The sequence below is a fragment of the Acidovorax sp. GW835-FHT14G06 genome, assembly GCF_058793595.1.
The window spans coordinates 394,638-411,414 of record NZ_JBXAGA010000004.1; the positions used below are offsets into that span (position 1 = coordinate 394,638).

The window sequence follows — 16,777 nt, forward strand, 5'->3', positions numbered from 1 at the left end:
TTTTTGTGCCCGCTTTCGTGGACCATTCTGGTGAATCCGTGGCGTTACTCCACATCGCCCATCTGCGACTGCAGGTAATTTTGCAGGCCTACCTTGCCAATCAGGTCGATCTGGGTTTCGAGGAAGTCGATGTGCTCCTCGGTGTCGTCCAGGATCTTTTGCAGCAGGTCGCGCGATACATAGTCACGCACGCTTTCGCAGTGGGCGATCCCATCCTTGATAGTGGCTTGGGCACCTTGTTCGGCGCGCAGGTCGCAGGCCAGGATCTCTGGCACGTCTTCGCCGACCTGGATCTTGGCCAGGTCCTGCAGGTTGGGCAGGCCGTCCAGCGTGAAGATGCGGTCCATGAGCCAGTCGGCATGCTTCATCTCGCCGATGGATTCTGAATATTCCTTCTTGGCCAGCTTGTCGAAGCCCCAGTGCTTGAGCATGCGGTAGTGCAGGAAGTACTGGTTGATGGCCGTGAGTTCGTTCTTGAGCTGGGCCTGCAGATGGCCAATGACCTGTGCGTCACCTTTCATGGGGACTCCTTGTAGTGTGTGAATTGGGCGTCGATTGTCGTGACCCGTATCCAGCAGCGCAAGGCAAGCCCCTGCGGCGGCGCGCGGGCTGCGTGTGATGCTGAGAGGCGTTCGCGTTCACATCCGGCGTGCCCCGTGGCGCACCAGGGTTGTCATCGGGAGGTCGCACAGGGCGTTGTATAGTAATTGGCAATTGATTCAATGCAATCAATTAATTGGATTGATGGCTGAGAAATGCCTAAACTTCAGTCCTGTTCAGTCAACCAACCACAAAGGAAACAGCAATGTCCCTGATCAATACGCAAGTTCAGCCCTTCAAGACCACCGCTTTTGTCAACCGTGACGGCAAGGGTGAATTCATCGAAGTGACCGAAGCCAGCCTGAAGGGCAAGTGGTCCGTGCTGATCTTCATGCCTGCAGCCTTCACCTTCAACTGCCCCACCGAAATCGAAGACGCTGCCGACAACTACGCTGAATTCCAGAAGGCCGGTGCCGAGGTCTACATCGTGACCACTGACACCCACTTCTCGCACAAGGTGTGGCACGAAACGTCCGACGCCGTGGGCAAGGCCAAGTTCCCCCTGGTGGGCGACCCAACGCACCAGCTGACCAACGCTTTCGGCGTGCACATTCCTGAAGAAGGTCTGGCACTGCGTGGCACGTTCGTGATCAACCCCGATGGTGTGATCAAGACCATGGAAATTCACTCCAACGAAATCGCCCGCGACGTGTCGGAAACTCTGCGCAAGCTCAAGGCTGCCCAGTTCACCGCCGCCAACCCTGGCCAAGTTTGCCCCGCCAAGTGGAAGGAAGGCGCCAAGACCCTGACGCCTTCGCTGGACCTGGTCGGCAAGATCTAAGCATTCGCTTTTCTCGGCCTCTGAAGCCGGACACCGTCATGGCGCCTGTGCGCCGTGCCGTCCGGCTTTTTTACGCCCGGAAGTTGAGATGCAGGCTTGAACTGCAGCCCGTTTGGCTTCAACCTCCCAGACAACACAACTCGAATTTCAAAGGACACCACCATGCTCGACGAACAACTCAAGACCCAACTCGCCGCCTATCTGGAGCGCGTGCAGCAGCCGTTTGAGCTGGTGGCTTCCCTGGACGACAGCGAGACAGCGCGCGACATGCGCGAGCTGCTGACGACCATCCAATCGCTGCGCAGCGATAAGATCACCCTGCGTACCGACGGTAACGATGCACGCAAGCCATCGTTCAGCCTGCAGCGCGTGGGCGCCACCAACTCGCTGCGTTTTGCTGGCCTGCCACTGGGCCACGAGTTCACCTCGCTGGTGCTGGCCCTGCTGTGGACCGGCGGCCACCCGCCCAAGGTCGAGCAGGACGTGATCGATTCGATCAAGGCCCTGGACGGCGACTTCAACTTCGAGGTCTACATGAGCCTGACCTGCCACAACTGCCCGGACGTGGTGCAGGCGCTGTCGCTCATGGCCGTCGTCAACCCGAAGATCAAGACCACCGTGATCGAAGGCGGTGCCTTCCAGCAGGAAGTGACCGAGCGCGAAATCATGGCCGTGCCCATGGTGTTCCTGAACGGTCAGGTGTTCGGCTCGGGCCGCATGACCATCGAAGAGATCGTCGCAAAGCTGGACACCGGCTCCGCCGCCCGCGAAGCCGCCAAGCTCAGCGCCAAGGACCCGTATGACGTGCTCATCGTCGGTGGTGGCCCCGCTGGCGCAGCAGCAGCTGTGTATGCCGCCCGCAAGGGCATCCGTACCGGCGTGGCGGCCGAGCGTTTTGGCGGCCAGGTCAACGACACGCTGGCGATCGAAAACTACATTTCGGTGCTGGAAACAGACGGCCCCAAGTTCGCCGCCGCGCTCGAAGCCCACACCCGCGCCTATGGCGTGGACATCATGAACCTGCAGCGCGCCGACAAGCTCATCCCCGCCGCGCAGCCCGGTGGTTTGATCGAAGTGCAGCTGGCCAACGGCGGCTCGCTCAAGGCCAAGACGGTGATCCTGTCCACCGGCGCCCGCTGGCGCAACGTGAACGTGCCAGGCGAAGCCGAGTACAAGAACAAGGGAGTGGCCTACTGCCCGCACTGCGATGGCCCGCTGTTCAAGGGCAAGCGCGTGTCGGTGATCGGCGGCGGTAACAGCGGTGTGGAAGCGGCTATCGACCTCGCTGGCGTGGTGGCCCACGTCACGCTCATCGAGTTTGCCGACCAGCTCAAGGCCGACGCCGTGCTGGTCAACAAGCTCAAGAGCCTGTCCAATGTGACCATTCACACGAACGCGCAGACGACTGAGATCACCGGCGCCGATGGCAAGGTCAACGGCCTCAAGTACAAGGACCGCGCGACCAACGTGGAGCACACAGTGCAGCTTGAAGGTGTGTTTGTGCAGATCGGCCTCGTGCCCAACACTGAATGGCTCAAGGGCACGGTGGAGCTGTCAAAGTTTGGCGAAATCATCGTCGACTCGCATGGTCGCACCAACATCCCCGGCGTGTTTGCTGCGGGCGATTGCACCACGGTGCCGTTCAAGCAGATCGTGATTGCAGCAGGAGATGGCTCCAAGGCAGCACTGAGTGCGTTTGACCACCTGATCCGCATGCCAGTGGTGGCTGAAGGGGCCAAGGCGCAGGTAGTGCAGCCCGAGGCGGTTGCTGCTTGATGTCATGCAGGGGATGGGGCGTATGCTGCCCTCGTCCCTGCAGGTAGGGCGCCTGCCGCGTGAATCCAGCTGCGGATTCAGGCTTGGGGCCTTTTGCCACTCAATCACCCAAAGACCCTTGGGCTGATTCGGGCGATCCGCTGTTTTTGTAGGGGTTCTACAAACCTCCCTAGAATCCGGCTGCCCATGCGCCGCTTGCTGTTGATCTCCCTGTTGGTGTTCATGCCGCTCCAGTCCATCTGGGCGGCTGCTTCGCCTTATTGCGGGCATGAAACGGCACCGCAAGCCTCGCACTTTGGCCACCATGTGCACGATCACGTGGCCGATGAATCCCCTGCCCATCCATCCAAGACATCCAGTGCCACCCCGGTGGACATGGACTGTCACGCCTGCCATGGCTCGGGTAGCGGTCTCGCGCACAGTCCCGGTGACCACGCCATCGTGGTGACTGCGGCACGCCCGCCGGGCCAGGCTGCACCAGCCTGGCCTCCAGCGCCGCTCTCACGCCCCGAACGCCCCAACTGGTCCGTCCTCGCCTGAGCGGCGAGGCGGGGGCTCCGGGCTGTCCCGTTTCCATTTTGTTGATGGTGTTGAAGAGCTGCCTTTCGAGGCAGTCGCGACCCGCGCGCTGACGCCTGCGCGCGCCGCTGATCGGCTCCTCCTCCCATCACGCCTCGCCGATTTCAACCTGTGGCCCTGGCCACTGCAGAGGAATCGGATGCAACCAACGAAACAACGACAACACACGCCCATCGCCGCGTTGGTGGTGATGGCGCTGGGCTGGGTGCTGGGCAGCAGCGCTGCGCAGGCCCAGACCACAATCCCCGGCACAGCGCCGCTCACACTCCAGGCCCTGTTTGACCAGGCCTGGAACCGCCAGCCCGAAGCGCAGTCTGCAGCTTTGCGGCGCGAGGCCGTGCAGGCCACACGCAGCGTCGCAGCGGCCTGGACGGCCGAGCCCATGGCGCTGGAGCTGTCCACCAAAACCGACCGCCCTGGCAGCAACCAGGGCAGCCGCGAAGCCGAAGTGGGTCTGGCCCTGCCGCTGTGGCTGCCCGGCGAGCGCGCCCGCAAGGCCGCGCTGGCCGACGCCGAAACGCAGGCTTTGGACAGCCGTCAGCGCGCCGCGCAGCTGCAACTGGCCGCCACCGTGCGCGAAGCGTGGTGGGCCGCGCAGCGCGCGCAGGCCGATCAGGCACTGGCGCAAGACCGGCTGCTGAACGCGCAGCGCCTGGCCGCCGACGTGGCGCGCCGCGTGCGTGCAGGCGACCTGTCGCGTGCCGACCAGGCGCAGGCCGACGGCGCCGTGGCCCAGGCCGAAGCCGCCATGGCCGAGGCCCAGGGCGCGCGGGACGCAGCGCAGGCCGCACTGGCCGCCTGGGGCGTGCAGGCCGCGCCCACCCTGGCGCTGGCGGACGGGGCCGAGCCCGAGCCCCCCGTGCCCGATGCCACGGCAGCCGCTGCCCAGCACCCAGCGGCGGCCGACTGGCAGGACCAAGCCGAGGTGGCCCGCCGCGTCGCCGACCTGGCCGCCGTGCAAACCCGCGCCAACCCCGAGCTGACGGTGGCCGCCACGCGCGGCCGCGAGCAGGCGGGCGACCGCTACCAGCAGACCTTCACCGTGGGCCTGCGCATACCCCTAGGCGGGGGCGACCGTGCGCAGGCAAAACAGGCTACAGCACGCGCCGATGCCATCGATGCCGAGGCGCGTGCTGCCGTGGAGCAGAGGCGCCTGGCCGCCGACATCGCCGCCGCCGTGGCCCGCGTGAAGGCCACGCAGGCCCAGCGCGATGCGCTGGCACGGCACGCGGTGCTGGCGCAGGGCACACGCGGCTTTATCGACAAGGCCTTCCGCTTGGGCGAAGCCGACGGCCCCACACGCCTGCGTGTGGAGCTGGAGGCCGCCCAGGCTGAACGCCAGCTGGCTCGCGCCCGCATCGACGCAGCGGCCGCCATCTCCCATCTGCGCCAGGCCCTGGGCCTGCTGCCGCAATGAACTCCCTGTGAATCCCGACCAATTTTTAAGACAACCATGACACTCTCTTCCGCTTTCTCCACACTGGGCCTGGCCCTGCTGCTGGGCTTGCTACCGCCGACAGCGCTGGCCGATGCTGGCCACGACCATGGCGAAGCCCCCGCCGCCGCAGCGGGCACAGCCCTGCCGCGCTTTGCCGCCACCTCCGACCTGTTTGAACTCGTGGGCGTGCTCGACGGGCAAAAAATCGCGCTCTATCTGGACCACGCGGGCGACAACAGCCCCGTGAAAGACGTCCGGCTGGAGCTGGACATTGCGGGCACCAACGTGCCCGTCACCCGCGTGGCCGAGGGCGAGTTCCAGGCCACCCTGGCTGCGCCGCTGGCCGAGGGTGTGAGCCCCGTCACCGCCACCGTGGCCGCAGGCAATGAGACTGACCTGCTCGCAGGCGAGATCGACCTGCACCCCGCCGCCCACACCGATGCCGCACCCGCAGGCCTGGCCCGCCGCACTGTGCTGATCGCAGGCGCCGTGGCCGCCGTGCTGCTGGCGCTGGTCGCCGTGTGGGGTTTGCACCGGGGCCGTGCTGCCCGCATGGGCAACAACCAGCGCGTGGGAGGTGCAGCATGAAGCGCTTGCACCCCATGCCTTCCTTGCTGGCCCTGCTGATGGCCGCCACGCTCACCGCACCCCTGCCAGCCTTGGCAGGCCCCGGCCACGACCATGGCGACGCGCCAACCGCGCCCAGCGGCAACGGCCCCAGCCGCCAGCCCGATGGAAGCGTTTTTCTGCCCAAGCCCGCGCAGCGCCAACTGGGCGTGCGCACTCTGGTGACGGCCGCCGGGCAGCACGCTAGGGCTTTTGAACTGGCCGGCACCGTGGTGATGGACCCCAACGCAGGCGGCAAGGTGCAGGCCGTGCTGGCCGGGCGGCTGGAGGCCGGGCCCAAGGGCCTGCCCGGCGTGGGCCAGGCTGTGCGCAAGGGCGAGGTGCTGGCCTATGTGGTGCCCACGGCGGGCGCCATCGAGCGCTCCAACCAACTGGCCCAGCAGGCTGAGTTGCGCGCTGCACGCGACCTGGCTGCGCGGCGCGTGGCGCGCCTGACGGAGCTGGCCGACACCGTGCCGCGCAAGGACATCGAGGCTGCCGAGAGCGAGCTGCAAAGCCTCACCCAGCGCCTGGGCGCCGTGGGCGCGGGCCTGGCCACACGCGATGCGCTGGTGGCCCCGGTGTCGGGCGTCATCGCTTCGGCCAATGCCGTGGCCGGGCAGGTGGTGGATGCGCGCGAGCTGGTGTTTGAGGTGGTGGACCCATCGCGCCTGCGCATCGAGGCCCTGGCCTACGACCCGGCCCAGGCACACAGCGTGGCCGGTGCCACGCTGGCCGTGGGCGGGCAGCGCGTGCCGCTGCGCTTTCTGGGCGCGGCGCGGAGCCTGCGCGACCAGGCGCAGCCGCTGCAGTTTGCGGGTGACTCTGCCGCGCTGGGCACCTTGGCTCACTTGGCAATAGGCCAGCCCGTGCGCGTGTTCGTGCAGTCCACCGACAAGGTCGATGGCGTGCAAGTGCCCGCTGCCGCGCTGCTGCGCAACCCGGCCAACCAGACCATCGTCTGGGTCAAGGAGTCGCCCGAGCGCTTTGTGCCCCGGGTGGTCACGGCGGTGCCGCTCGATGGCACCTCGGTGGCCGTGACCTCGGGCCTCCAGCCCGGCGACCGCGTGGCCACGCAGGGCGCCACGCTCATCAACCAGGTCCGCTAAGGAGTCACGATGTTCAAGTGGCTTCTAGAAAACAGCCTGGCCAACCGGCTGCTGGTGCTCATCGCCGCTGGCGTGCTCATGGCCTATGGCGCCTTCACGCTCTCGCGCACCCCGGTGGACGTGTTCCCCGACCTCAACAAGCCCACCGTCACCCTCATGACCGAGGCGGGCGGCATGGCCGCAGAAGAGGTGGAGCAGCTCATCACCTTCCCGCTGGAGACCACGATGAACGGCCTGCCCGGTGTGGAGAGCGTGCGCTCCACCTCCAGTGCGGGCCTGTCGTTCATCTACGTCACTTTTGACTGGAGTACCGAGATCTACCGCGCGCGCCAGATGGTGTCGGAGCGCCTGTCGTCCATGGAAGAGGGCCTGCCCAGCGGCATCACGCCACGCATGGGGCCCATCAGCTCCATCATGGGCGAGATCATGCAGGTGGCCATCCCCATCGACGCGGCCAAGACCACGCCCATGGCCGTGCGCGAATACGCCGACTGGGTGCTGCGCCCGCGCCTCATGGCCATCCCCGGTGTGGCGCAGGTGATCCCCATCGGTGGCGAGGTGCGCCAGTTTCAGGTGCTGCCCGACACGGCGCGCATGGCAGCGCTGGGCATCACGCACGACCAGCTCACGGGCGCGCTCAAGGGCTTTGCGGCCAACACCTCGGGCGGGTTTCTGGAGCTGGGCGGGCGCGAATACCTCATCCGCCACCTGGGCCGCACCTCGCGGCTCGAAGACCTGCAGAACCTGGCCCTCACCGCCAAAAACGGCCAGAGCGTGCTGCTGCGCCAGGTGGCCGATGCCACCTTTGCCGCCGCCACCAAGCGGGGCGATGCGGGCTTTGAAGGGCAGGGCGCCGTCATCCTGGGCATCCAGAAGCAACCCACGGCCGACACCATCGGCCTCACGCGCAGCATCGAGGCCGCGCTGGTGGACCTGAAGAACTCGCTGCCCGCAGGCATGGAGTCGCCACGCGTCACCTTCCGCCAGGCGAGCTTCATTGAGGCCTCGGTCACCACGCTGCAGGGCAAGCTCATGGGCGCCTCGGTGTTCGTAGCGGTGATTTTGTTCGTATTCCTCGGCACGCTCAGGCCCACGGTGATTGCGCTCACGGCCATCCCGGTGTCCATCTTCATCACGGCGCTGGTGTTCAAGTATTTCGGCCTGTCCATCAACACCATGACGCTGGGCGGCCTGGCCATTGCCATCGGCGGCCTGGTGGACGACGCGGTGGTCGATGTAGAAAACGTGCTGCGCCGCCTGAAGATGGACCGCGCCAAGCACCCCCACCACCGCCTGCACGCGATCGAGGTGGTCAAGCTCGCGTCCATGGAAGTGCGCTCGGGCATCCTGTATGCCACGGCCATCATCGTGCTGGTGTTCTTGCCGCTGTTTGCACTGCCGGGCATCGAGGGGCGGCTGTTTGTGCCGCTGGGCATTGCGTTCATCGTGTCCACGCTGGCCTCGCTCTTGGTGTCGGTCACCGTCACGCCGGTGCTGGCCTTCTACCTCCTGCCGCGCATGAAGAACCTGGACCATGGCGACACCCGCGTGGTGGCCTGGCTCAAGGCGCGCTACCGCAACGGGCTCTCGGCCGTGCTGGCGCGCCCACGCACGGCCCTGGCCGTGAGCGCGGTGGCGGTGGCGCTGTCGGCAGCGGCGGTGCCGTTCTTCCCCACCACCTTTCTGCCGCCGTTCAACGAAGGCACTTTGCTCATCGGCATGCGGCTCAACCCCAGCGTCACGCTGGCCGAATCGAGCGCGCTGGCCCGCCAGGCCGAGGTGCTGGTGCGCCAGGTGCCCGAGGTCACGCACGTGGGGCGGCGCAGCGGCCGCGCCGAGCTGGATGAACATGCCGAAGGCGTGCACGTGAGCGAGCTGGACGTGGGCCTGCTGCCTGCGGCCCAGCTCAAGCGCAGCATGGCCGAGGTGCAGGCCGACATCCGCAGCCGTCTCGCGCACCTGCCTGCGGCCATCGCCATTGGCCAGCCCATCTCGCACCGCATCGACCACATGCTGTCGGGCGTGCGCTCGCAGATCGCCATCAAGCTCTTTGGCGACGACCTGGACACCCTGCGCGGCCAGGCCGAGGCCCTGCGCGCGCGGCTGGCGGGCATCCCCGGCCTGGCCGACCTGGAGGTGGAAAAGCAGGTGCTGGCGCCGCAGATCACCGTGCGCGTGGACTACGCCGCCGCTGCACAAATGGGCGTGCCCGTACCCCAGGTGCTGGCCGCGCTGCAGACGCTGGTGGAGGGCGAGAAAGTGGCCCAGGTGGTGGAAGGCAGCCGCCGCTTTGCGCTGGTGGTGCGCCTGCCCGACAGCGCACGCTCCATCGACGGCCTGGCGCGTGTGCTGATCGACACGCCCCGTGGCCCCGTGCCCCTGTCGCGCCTGGCCACCATCGAAGAGGGCGACGGCCCCAACCAGATCAGCCGCGACGACGGCAAGCGCCGCATCGTGCTGTCGGCCAACGCGCAGGGCAGGGCGCTGTCCGACGTGGTGGCCGACATCCGCCAGGCCGTGGGCGTCACCCGCTTGCCCGAGGGCTACTTCATCACCCTGGGCGGCCAGTTCCAGGCGCAGGAAGAAGCCAGCCGCCTGGTGGGCCTGCTGGCCATCGTCTCGCTGGTGCTGATGTTTGTGGTGCTCTATACGCGCTACCGCTCGGCCACGCTGTCGGCACTCATCATGGTCAACATCCCGCTGGCGCTGGTGGGCGCGGTGCTGGGGCTGTGGGTGTCGGGCCAGCCGCTGTCGGTGGCGGCGCTGATCGGCTTCATCACGCTGGCGGGCATCTCTGTGCGCAACGGCATTTTGAAGGTGAGCCACTACCTCAACCTCATGCGCGTGGAAGGCGAGCGCTTTGACACCGCGATGATCGTGCGCGGCTCGCTGGAGCGCCTGAGCCCCGTGCTGATGACCGCCCTGGTCACCGCCTTTGCCCTGGCCCCGCTGCTGCTGGAGGCCGAACGCCCCGGCACCGAAATCCTGCACCCGGTGGCCGTGGTCATCTTCAGCGGCCTCATCAGCTCCACGCTGCTCGACACCTTCCTCACCCCGGCCCTGTTCTGGCTGTTTGGCCGCAAAGACGCCGAACGCCTGCTGGACGACAAGAACGCCGAGGCGTTCTGAGCTGGTTTTCCTTTTCTTTTTTTGCTCCCTTTGTTTGTTTGCTTTTTTCATCCCCCCTTTGAAAGGACTCCTGTGAAAACCACCCGCCAACTTTTCGCCGCCCTGGCCCTCGCAGCTGTGGCCACCACCGCCGCTTACGCCGCTGGCGACCACGGCGCAGGCCACGACCACAAGCCCCAACACGGCGGCATCGTGGCCGAGGCCAACGACATGGACTACGAACTAGTCGCCAAACCCGACACCATCACCCTGCACCTGCGCGATCACGGCAAACCCGCCAAGACCGAGGGCGTGAGCGCCAAGCTCACCCTGCTCAACGGCACCGAAAAATCGGAGGCTGTGCTGGCGCCCGCAGGCGAAGGCAAGCTCGAAGCCAAGGGCGCTTTCAAGGTGGCCTCAGGTACGAAGGTGGTGGCGCTGGTGACGCTGCCCAGCAAGAAGGCCGCGAATGTGCGGTTTGCAGTGAAGTAGGGGCGGCTTAGAAGGAGGGGCTGTGGCCCCTTGGACTGCCGGTAGCCGCTGCGCCTCGTGGGCCCTGCAGTCCTTGAGTGCAGCGGGCTTTGGGTAAAAACGGGCGCATGCGCTAGTGAATTATGTGTTTATAGCTATCAAATTCATAGCTATTCGGATGGGGCTGCTGGACCCATAAGCTCCGAGTCTGGGGGCGAACACCGTCTCGGTAATTAGCTTGGTTGATGCGATCGCCGGGGTCAATACACCAGCCGCTCGGGTCGCACTTCCTGCAGGATGGTGGTGGCGATCTCTTCGATCGACTTGGTGGTGGTGGACAACCACCGGATGCCCGCGCGGCGCATCATGGCCTCGGCCTCGGCCACTTCGGCGCGGCAGTTCTCGATGCTGGCGTATTTGGAGTTGGGGCGACGCTCGGCGCGGATCTCGGCCAAGCGGTCGGGGCTGATGGTCAAGCCAAAGATCTTGCTGCGAAACGGCACCAGGGCCGGGGGCAGCTGGCGGCGCTCGAAATCCTCGGGGATCAGGGGGTAGTTGGCGGCTTTCAAGCCACATTGCATGGCCAGGTACAGGCTGGTGGGGGTCTTGCCGCTGCGGCTCACGCCCACCAGGATCACGTCGGCCCCCGCCAGGTCGCGGTTGCTCTGGCCGTCGTCATGGGCCAGGCTGAAGTTGATGGCCTCGATGCGGTCCGTGTATTCCTTGCTGCGGCTCACGTCGCTGAAGCGCCCCACGCGGTGGTGCGACTTGATGCCCAGTTCTTCCTCCAGCGGGTGCACAAAGGTGCCGAACATGTCCAGCAGCATGCCCTTGCAGCCCTCCTGGATGACCTTGAGCACGTCCATGTTGACCAGCGTGGTGAAAACGATGGGCTTCTTGCCCTCGACCTCTGCGGTGTGGTTGATCTGACGCACCGCCTGGTGCGCCTTGTCCACGGTGTCGATGAAGGGCAGGCGCACATGGCGCGGCTTCATCTCGAACTGGGCCAGGATGGCGTTGCCGAAGGTTTCGGCGGTGATGCCGGTGCCGTCAGAGACAAAAAATACGGTGCGCGAGTGCATGGAGCCCCTTTTTTTGGATGCGGCTTGCGCCAGCCGGGTGGACACCACAAAGAAGTGGCAATTCCCCGTTTTGCGTCAGTCGCGTGAAAGCGTCAGCCCGTTGCCAGATGCGCGGGCCTACAATTGTCACAATTATCCAATTCTCACCATGCACACCGTCGGCCTACAACCACAACGACAAAGCTGCAGCCTGTGCATGGCCGCTCGCCCATCGCTCTCAGGGGGCAGGCGCGCAGACCCGGTTTCAACTTCTGGAGCTTTCCCATGTCTGCACTTTTCAGCCCGACCGCCCTGGTCGTACCGTTTGAAAACCTGAGAATGACCGATGTCGAGGCCGTTGGCGGTAAAAACGCCAGCCTCGGCGAGATGATCTCCCAGCTGCCGCAGGGTGTGCGCGTGCCCACGGGCTTTGCCACCACCGCCCACGCGTTCCGCGAGTTCCTGGCTTACGACGGCTTGGCTGACCGCATCAGCGCCAAGCTCAAAAGCCTGGATACCGAAGACGTGCGTGCCCTCGCACAGGTCGGTGCCGAGATTCGCGCCATGGTCGAGGCCCAGCCTTTCCCGGCTGACCTGCAAAAGGCCATTGCCGACGAATTTGCCAAGCTGAGCGCTGGCAACCCCGCTGCCTCGTTTGCCGTGCGTTCGTCCGCTACGGCCGAGGACTTGCCCGACGCATCGTTTGCAGGCCAGCAGGAAACCTTCCTGAACGTGGTGGGCATCGACGAAGTCATGCACAAGATGAAGGAAGTGTTCGCGTCGCTGTACAACGACCGCGCCATTTCCTACCGCGTGCACAAGGGCTTCGAGCACGACGTGGTGGCCCTGTCGGCTGGTGTGCAGCGCATGGTGCGGTCCGACTTGGGCGCCGCCGGCGTGATGTTCACCATCGACACCGAATCCGGCTTTGAGGACGTGGTCTTCATCACCAGCAGCTACGGCCTGGGCGAGACGGTGGTGCAGGGCGCCGTGAACCCCGACGAGTTCTACGTGCACAAGCCCATGCTCCAGGCAGGCAAGAAGGCGCTCATCCGCCGCAACCTGGGCAGCAAGCTGATCCAGATGGTGTTCTCCACGCCTGAGGAAAAGGCCGCCAGCGGCAAGCTGGTCAAGACCATTGATGTGCCCACCGAGCAGCGCAACCGCTACTCGCTGACCGACGCCGACGTGGAGCAACTGGCCCGCTACGCGCTGGTGATCGAGCAACACTATGGCCGCCCCATGGACATCGAGTGGGGCAAGGACGGCACCGACGGCCAGCTCTACATCCTGCAGGCCCGCCCTGAAACCGTGAAAAGCCAGGCCAAGGGCCAGGCCGAGCTGCGCTACAAGCTCAAGGGCCACGGCACCGTGCTGGCCGAGGGCCGCGCCATCGGCCAGAAGATTGGCACCGGCCCCGTGCGCCTGGTACACAACATTTCCGAGATGGACAAGGTCCAGCCTGGCGATGTGCTGGTCACCGACATGACCGATCCCAACTGGGAACCCGTGATGAAGCGCGCCAGCGCCATCGTCACCAACCGGGGCGGCCGCACCTGCCACGCCGCCATCATTGCGCGCGAGCTGGGTATCCCGGCCGTGGTGGGCTGCGGCGACGCGACCGAGCGGCTGAAGGATGGCACGCTGGTCACGGTGAGCTGCTCCGAGGGCGACACGGGCAAGATCTACGACGGCCTGCTCGAAACCGAAGTGACCGAAGTGCAGCGCGGCGCGATGCCCCCCATCAAGACCAAGATCATGATGAACGTGGGCAACCCCCAGCTGGCCTTTGACTTCGCCCAGCTGCCCAACGAGGGCGTGGGTCTGGCGCGGCTCGAGTTCATCATCAACAACAACATTGGCGTGCACCCCAAGGCGATCCTGGACTATCCGCAGATCGACGCCGACCTGAAGAAGGCTGTGGAATCCGTGGCCCGCGGCCACGCATCGCCCCGCGCGTTCTACGTAGACAAGGTCGCAGAAGGTGTGGCCACCATTGCTGCCGCCTTCTGGCCCAAGCCCGTCATCGTGCGCCTGTCGGACTTCAAGTCCAACGAATACCGCAAGCTGATCGGCGGCAGCCGCTACGAGCCCGAGGAAGAGAACCCGATGTTGGGCTTCCGTGGTGCAGCGCGTTACATCAGCGAAGACTTCGGTGAAGCCTTTGCGATGGAGTGCGAGGCGCTCAAGCGCGTGCGCAACGACATGGGCCTGACCAACGTGCAGGTGATGGTGCCCTTTGTGCGTACGCTGGGCCAGGCCGAGCGCGTGACCAAGCTGCTGGCTACCCACGGCCTCTCGCGTGGCAAGGACGACCTCAAGGTCATCATGATGTGCGAGGTGCCCAGCAACGCCATCCTGGCTGACCGCTTCCTGGAGTTCTTCGACGGTTTCTCCATCGGCTCCAACGACCTGACCCAGCTCACCCTGGGCCTGGACCGCGACTCGGGCCTGGAGCTGCTGGCGCAAGACTTTGATGAGCGTGACCCCGCTGTCGAGGCACTGATCCACCAGGCCATCAAGGCCTGCCTGGCCCAGGGCAAGTACATCGGCATCTGCGGCCAGGGCCCCAGCGACCACCCTGACTTTGCGCAGTGGCTGGCCAAAGAGGGGATTTCGTCGATCTCGCTCAACCCTGACAGCGTGATTGCCACCTGGCAGCAACTGGCAGGCTGACGCACCGACCGGGCTGCCATGTGCTGACAGCACCACTCGCCACCGCGCCCGTGATGCCGTGCCTGTGATGCCGTTGCAGCAGTCCGCTACCCGCCCCGCCGACGCCGAGATGGCGGGGCCGTTTCCCCCCGACTTGCACGACGTGCGCCACCTGTGGCTCAAGGCAGGTTTGCTCCTGCTGTGGGCCCTGGTGTCGTTTGGCGCCACCTATTTTGCCCGCGACCTGCAGGTGCTGGTGTTGGGTGGCTGGCCCCTGGGCTACTGGATTGCGGCCCAGGGCGCCGTGCTGGTGTTCATTGGCATCGTGGTCGCTTACGGCTGGGCCATGAACCACTTCGAGCGGCAGGACCAGCAGCACCGCGAGGCGCTGGAGCTTTCCGCTCCTCCGGCTGAAGACCGCTCCCATGGCTGAGCGCAAGCCAAGCAGTGCAGAGGCAGACCGCGCCTATTTGTGGCGGCTGCACCGCATCCTGGCGCTCTATGTGGCGGGCGTGCTGGGTTTTCTGGCCCTGATGACCTGGGCTGAGCACCAGGGTCTGTCGCGCCACTGGATCGGCCCGATCTTCTTGTTCCTCACCGTGATGGTGTATGCGGGCATCGGCGTCTATGGCCGCACGACGGACCCCGAGGACTACTACGTGGCCGGGCGGCGTATTCCGCCCATGTACAACGGCATGGCCACGGCGGCCGACTGGATGAGTGCGGCGTCGTTCATCAGCCTGTCGGGCGCGCTGTACCTGCAGGGCTTTTCGGGCACGCCGGGGCAGGCCGGTGGCCTGGCCTATCTGCTGGGATGGACGGGTGGATTTTGCCTGGTGGCCATGCTGATTGCGCCACACCTGCGCGCCATGGGCCTGTACACCATTCCCGATTTTTTCCATGTGCGTTTTGGCGGGCGCTGGCCGCGCGTCATTGCTGCGCTGGCCGCCGTCTTGTGCTCGTTCACTTACGTGGTGGCGCAGATCTACGGGGTGGGGCTGATTGCCTCGCGCCTCACCGGCGTGCAGTTCGAGATCGGCATCATGCTGGGCCTGGGTGGGGTGCTGCTGTGCTCGTTCCTGGGCGGCATGCGGGCCATCACCTGGACGCAGGTGGCGCAGTACGTAGTGCTTTTGCTGGCGTTCATGATTCCCGTGTCGTGGCTGGCATACAAGCAGCTGGGCAACCCGCTGGCGCCACTGGTGTATGGCGCTCAGATCAGCAAGATTGCCGACCTGGAGGCACAGCTGCTCGACTCCCCTGCAGAGCACCAGGTGGTGCAGGCCTACCTGCAGCGCGCCAAGGACTTCGAGGCGCGCTTGCAAGATGTGGAAGCGGCCCTGGAGCGCGAGCGCGAGAAGGGGCGCGAGCGCATCCGTGCCCTGCGTGCCCAGAACGCCGATGTGGGCCTGATCGTCTCCGCCAGCCGCGAGCTGGCCGCGCTGCCCCGCGATGCCGCGGCGGCCCGCGAGCGCTGGACCCGCGAAATGCGCGAGAACTATGAGCGCGCACGCCCACTGGGTGGGCTGCCACCCCATAGCCAGGCCTACGCAGGCGACCCCAACGGCACACCCGAAGAGCAGCGGGACTACGAACTCACGCGCCGCAATTTTCTGGCGCTGATGTTTTGCCTGATGGTGGGCACCGCTGGGCTGCCCCACCTGTTGACCCGCTACTACACATCGCCTACGGTGTCGGCGGCGCGTGCGTCGGTGGGCTGGTCGTTGTTTTTCATTGCGCTGCTGTACCTCAGCGCGCCTGCGCTGGCGGTGCTCGTGAAGTTCGAGGTCATGCAGAACCTGGTGGGCAGCAGTTTTGAGGCCCTGCCCACCTGGATGGCGCAGTGGGCGCGGGTGGACAGCTCGCTGCTGTCGGTGGAAGACGTGAACGGCGATGGCCTGATCCAGTTTGGCGAGATCCGGCTGGGGGCCGACCTCATCATGCTGGCCACGCCCGAACTGGGCGGGCTGCCGTATGTAGTGTCGGGCCTGGTAGCGGCAGGGGGCCTGGCAGCGGCGCTGTCCACGGCCGACGGCTTGCTGCTCACCATCAGCAATGCGCTCGTGCGCGACCTGTATTTTCAGGACACGCGCCGCCAAGCGTCGCCCGAGCAGCGGGTGATCCTGACCAAGTTCACGCTGCTCGCCGTGGCCCTGTCGGCCGCGTTTGTGGCGGCGCTCAAGCCGTCCGAAATCCTGCCCATGGTGTCGGCTTCGTTTTCGCTGGCGGCATCCGCCTTTGTGCCGGTGATGGTGCTCGGCATCTTCTGGCGTGGCACCACGCGGCAGGGCGCGGTGGCGGGCATGTTGGGCGGGCTGGCCATCACGGTGTACTACATGCTGTCGCACGTGCCTGCCATGCAGATGCTGCCGCGCTGGCTGCTGGCCGACGGGTTGTGGTTTGGCATCCAGCCCATTTCAGCCGGGGTGTTTGGTGTGCCGTGTGGCTTGCTCGTCACCCTGGTGGTCAGCTGGATCACCCGGCCCCCGCCGCCGCTGCCACGCATCCGCTCGGAGATGTGAGGGGCCGATGCCGCCAGGGGTTATGTGTAAACCCCGATTTGCAGAGTTGCCAAAACATGGGATTCTGGTTT

The 16,777-nt window shown here is 65.8% G+C and carries 13 protein-coding genes; 11 read left to right on the top strand and 2 right to left on the bottom strand.

The annotated features are described in order from the left end of the window. Nucleotides 1–44 precede the first annotated feature (44 nt). Entirely contained in the window at nt 45–521 is a 477-nt protein-coding gene (bfr, locus tag AC1Q64_RS09140) for a bacterioferritin (RefSeq protein ID WP_099729799.1), read from the bottom strand. A 284-nt stretch (nt 522–805) separates the two neighbouring features. On the opposite strand from bfr, the gene ahpC reads away from it, so the two are divergent. The 8 genes from ahpC to AC1Q64_RS09180 all read left to right on the top strand — a co-directional run bounded on the left by ahpC (nt 806) and on the right by AC1Q64_RS09180 (nt 10,489). Further along, a complete protein-coding gene (ahpC, locus tag AC1Q64_RS09145; protein WP_291434469.1) occupies nt 806–1,381 on the top strand; it encodes an alkyl hydroperoxide reductase subunit C in 576 nt (191 codons plus the stop codon). A gap of 162 nt (nt 1,382–1,543) precedes the next feature. Beyond that, nucleotides 1,544–3,157 carry an alkyl hydroperoxide reductase subunit F gene (gene ahpF, locus AC1Q64_RS09150; protein WP_492251098.1) on the top strand — a complete coding sequence of 538 codons (1,614 nt, stop codon included), beginning with the start codon at nt 1,544–1,546 and terminating at the stop codon, nt 3,155–3,157. Between the two features lie 186 nt (nt 3,158–3,343). Beyond that, nucleotides 3,344–3,697 carry a hypothetical protein gene (locus AC1Q64_RS09155; RefSeq protein WP_492251099.1) on the top strand — a complete coding sequence of 118 codons (354 nt, stop codon included), beginning with the start codon at nt 3,344–3,346 and terminating at the stop codon, nt 3,695–3,697. A gap of 178 nt (nt 3,698–3,875) precedes the next feature. Continuing rightward, nucleotides 3,876–5,153 carry a TolC family protein gene (locus AC1Q64_RS09160; protein WP_492251100.1) on the top strand — a complete coding sequence of 426 codons (1,278 nt, stop codon included), beginning with the start codon at nt 3,876–3,878 and terminating at the stop codon, nt 5,151–5,153. A 36-nt stretch (nt 5,154–5,189) separates the two neighbouring features. Continuing rightward, on the top strand, nt 5,190–5,762 hold the full coding sequence (locus AC1Q64_RS09165; RefSeq protein ID WP_492251101.1) for a hypothetical protein: 573 nt from the start codon (nt 5,190–5,192) through the stop codon (nt 5,760–5,762). After that, nucleotides 5,759–6,889: an efflux RND transporter periplasmic adaptor subunit gene (locus AC1Q64_RS09170; protein WP_492251102.1), complete on the top strand. Its 1,131-nt coding sequence runs from the start codon at nt 5,759–5,761 to the stop codon at nt 6,887–6,889. Before AC1Q64_RS09165 ends, AC1Q64_RS09170 begins: the two co-directional genes overlap by 4 nt. A 9-nt stretch (nt 6,890–6,898) precedes the next feature. Then, nucleotides 6,899–10,018 (top strand): efflux RND transporter permease subunit, encoded by a 3,120-nt coding sequence (locus tag AC1Q64_RS09175; protein ID WP_492251103.1) that lies wholly within the window; start codon nt 6,899–6,901, stop codon nt 10,016–10,018. A 72-nt stretch (nt 10,019–10,090) separates the two neighbouring features. Then, nucleotides 10,091–10,489 carry a hypothetical protein gene (locus tag AC1Q64_RS09180; protein ID WP_291434437.1) on the top strand — a complete coding sequence of 133 codons (399 nt, stop codon included), beginning with the start codon at nt 10,091–10,093 and terminating at the stop codon, nt 10,487–10,489. Between the two features lie 239 nt (nt 10,490–10,728). Here AC1Q64_RS09180 and ppsR read toward each other — a convergent pair whose 3' ends face one another. Further along, a complete protein-coding gene (gene ppsR / locus AC1Q64_RS09185; RefSeq protein ID WP_056061884.1) occupies nt 10,729–11,550 on the bottom strand; it encodes a posphoenolpyruvate synthetase regulatory kinase/phosphorylase PpsR in 822 nt (273 codons plus the stop codon). A gap of 264 nt (nt 11,551–11,814) precedes the next feature. Here ppsR and ppsA point away from each other — a divergent pair, with 264 nt between their 5' ends. From ppsA to AC1Q64_RS09200, 3 genes are all read left to right on the top strand, one after another. After that, nucleotides 11,815–14,205 (top strand): phosphoenolpyruvate synthase, encoded by a 2,391-nt coding sequence (gene ppsA, locus AC1Q64_RS09190; RefSeq protein WP_291434434.1) that lies wholly within the window; start codon nt 11,815–11,817, stop codon nt 14,203–14,205. 67 nt (nt 14,206–14,272) lie between these two features. Next, the gene (locus AC1Q64_RS09195; protein WP_492251104.1) at nt 14,273–14,617 is read left to right on the top strand and encodes a DUF4212 domain-containing protein; all 345 of its coding nucleotides are present in this window, start codon (nt 14,273–14,275) and stop codon (nt 14,615–14,617) included. Then, the gene (locus AC1Q64_RS09200; protein WP_291434432.1) at nt 14,610–16,706 is read left to right on the top strand and encodes a VC_2705 family sodium/solute symporter; all 2,097 of its coding nucleotides are present in this window, start codon (nt 14,610–14,612) and stop codon (nt 16,704–16,706) included. Before AC1Q64_RS09195 ends, AC1Q64_RS09200 begins: the two co-directional genes overlap by 8 nt. The last annotated feature ends 71 nt before the right edge of the window (nt 16,707–16,777 follow it).

Excerpts from the sequence above, each read along its gene's own strand:
- ppsR (WP_056061884.1), bottom strand. The coding sequence starts at position 11,550 with ATGCACTCGCGCACCGTATTTTTTGTCTCTGACGGCACCGGCATCACC.
- bfr (WP_099729799.1), bottom strand. The coding sequence starts at position 521 with ATGAAAGGTGACGCACAGGTCATTGGCCATCTGCAGGCCCAGCTCAAG.
- AC1Q64_RS09195 (WP_492251104.1), top strand. The coding sequence starts at position 14,273 with ATGCCGTTGCAGCAGTCCGCTACCCGCCCCGCCGACGCCGAGATGGCG.
- AC1Q64_RS09200 (WP_291434432.1), top strand. The coding sequence starts at position 14,610 with ATGGCTGAGCGCAAGCCAAGCAGTGCAGAGGCAGACCGCGCCTATTTG.
- ahpC (WP_291434469.1), top strand. The coding sequence starts at position 806 with ATGTCCCTGATCAATACGCAAGTTCAGCCCTTCAAGACCACCGCTTTT.
- ahpF (WP_492251098.1), top strand. The coding sequence starts at position 1,544 with ATGCTCGACGAACAACTCAAGACCCAACTCGCCGCCTATCTGGAGCGC.
- AC1Q64_RS09165 (WP_492251101.1), top strand. The coding sequence starts at position 5,190 with ATGACACTCTCTTCCGCTTTCTCCACACTGGGCCTGGCCCTGCTGCTG.
- ppsA (WP_291434434.1), top strand. The coding sequence starts at position 11,815 with ATGTCTGCACTTTTCAGCCCGACCGCCCTGGTCGTACCGTTTGAAAAC.
- AC1Q64_RS09170 (WP_492251102.1), top strand. The coding sequence starts at position 5,759 with ATGAAGCGCTTGCACCCCATGCCTTCCTTGCTGGCCCTGCTGATGGCC.
- AC1Q64_RS09160 (WP_492251100.1), top strand. The coding sequence starts at position 3,876 with ATGCAACCAACGAAACAACGACAACACACGCCCATCGCCGCGTTGGTG.
- AC1Q64_RS09175 (WP_492251103.1), top strand. The coding sequence starts at position 6,899 with ATGTTCAAGTGGCTTCTAGAAAACAGCCTGGCCAACCGGCTGCTGGTG.
- AC1Q64_RS09155 (WP_492251099.1), top strand. The coding sequence starts at position 3,344 with ATGCGCCGCTTGCTGTTGATCTCCCTGTTGGTGTTCATGCCGCTCCAG.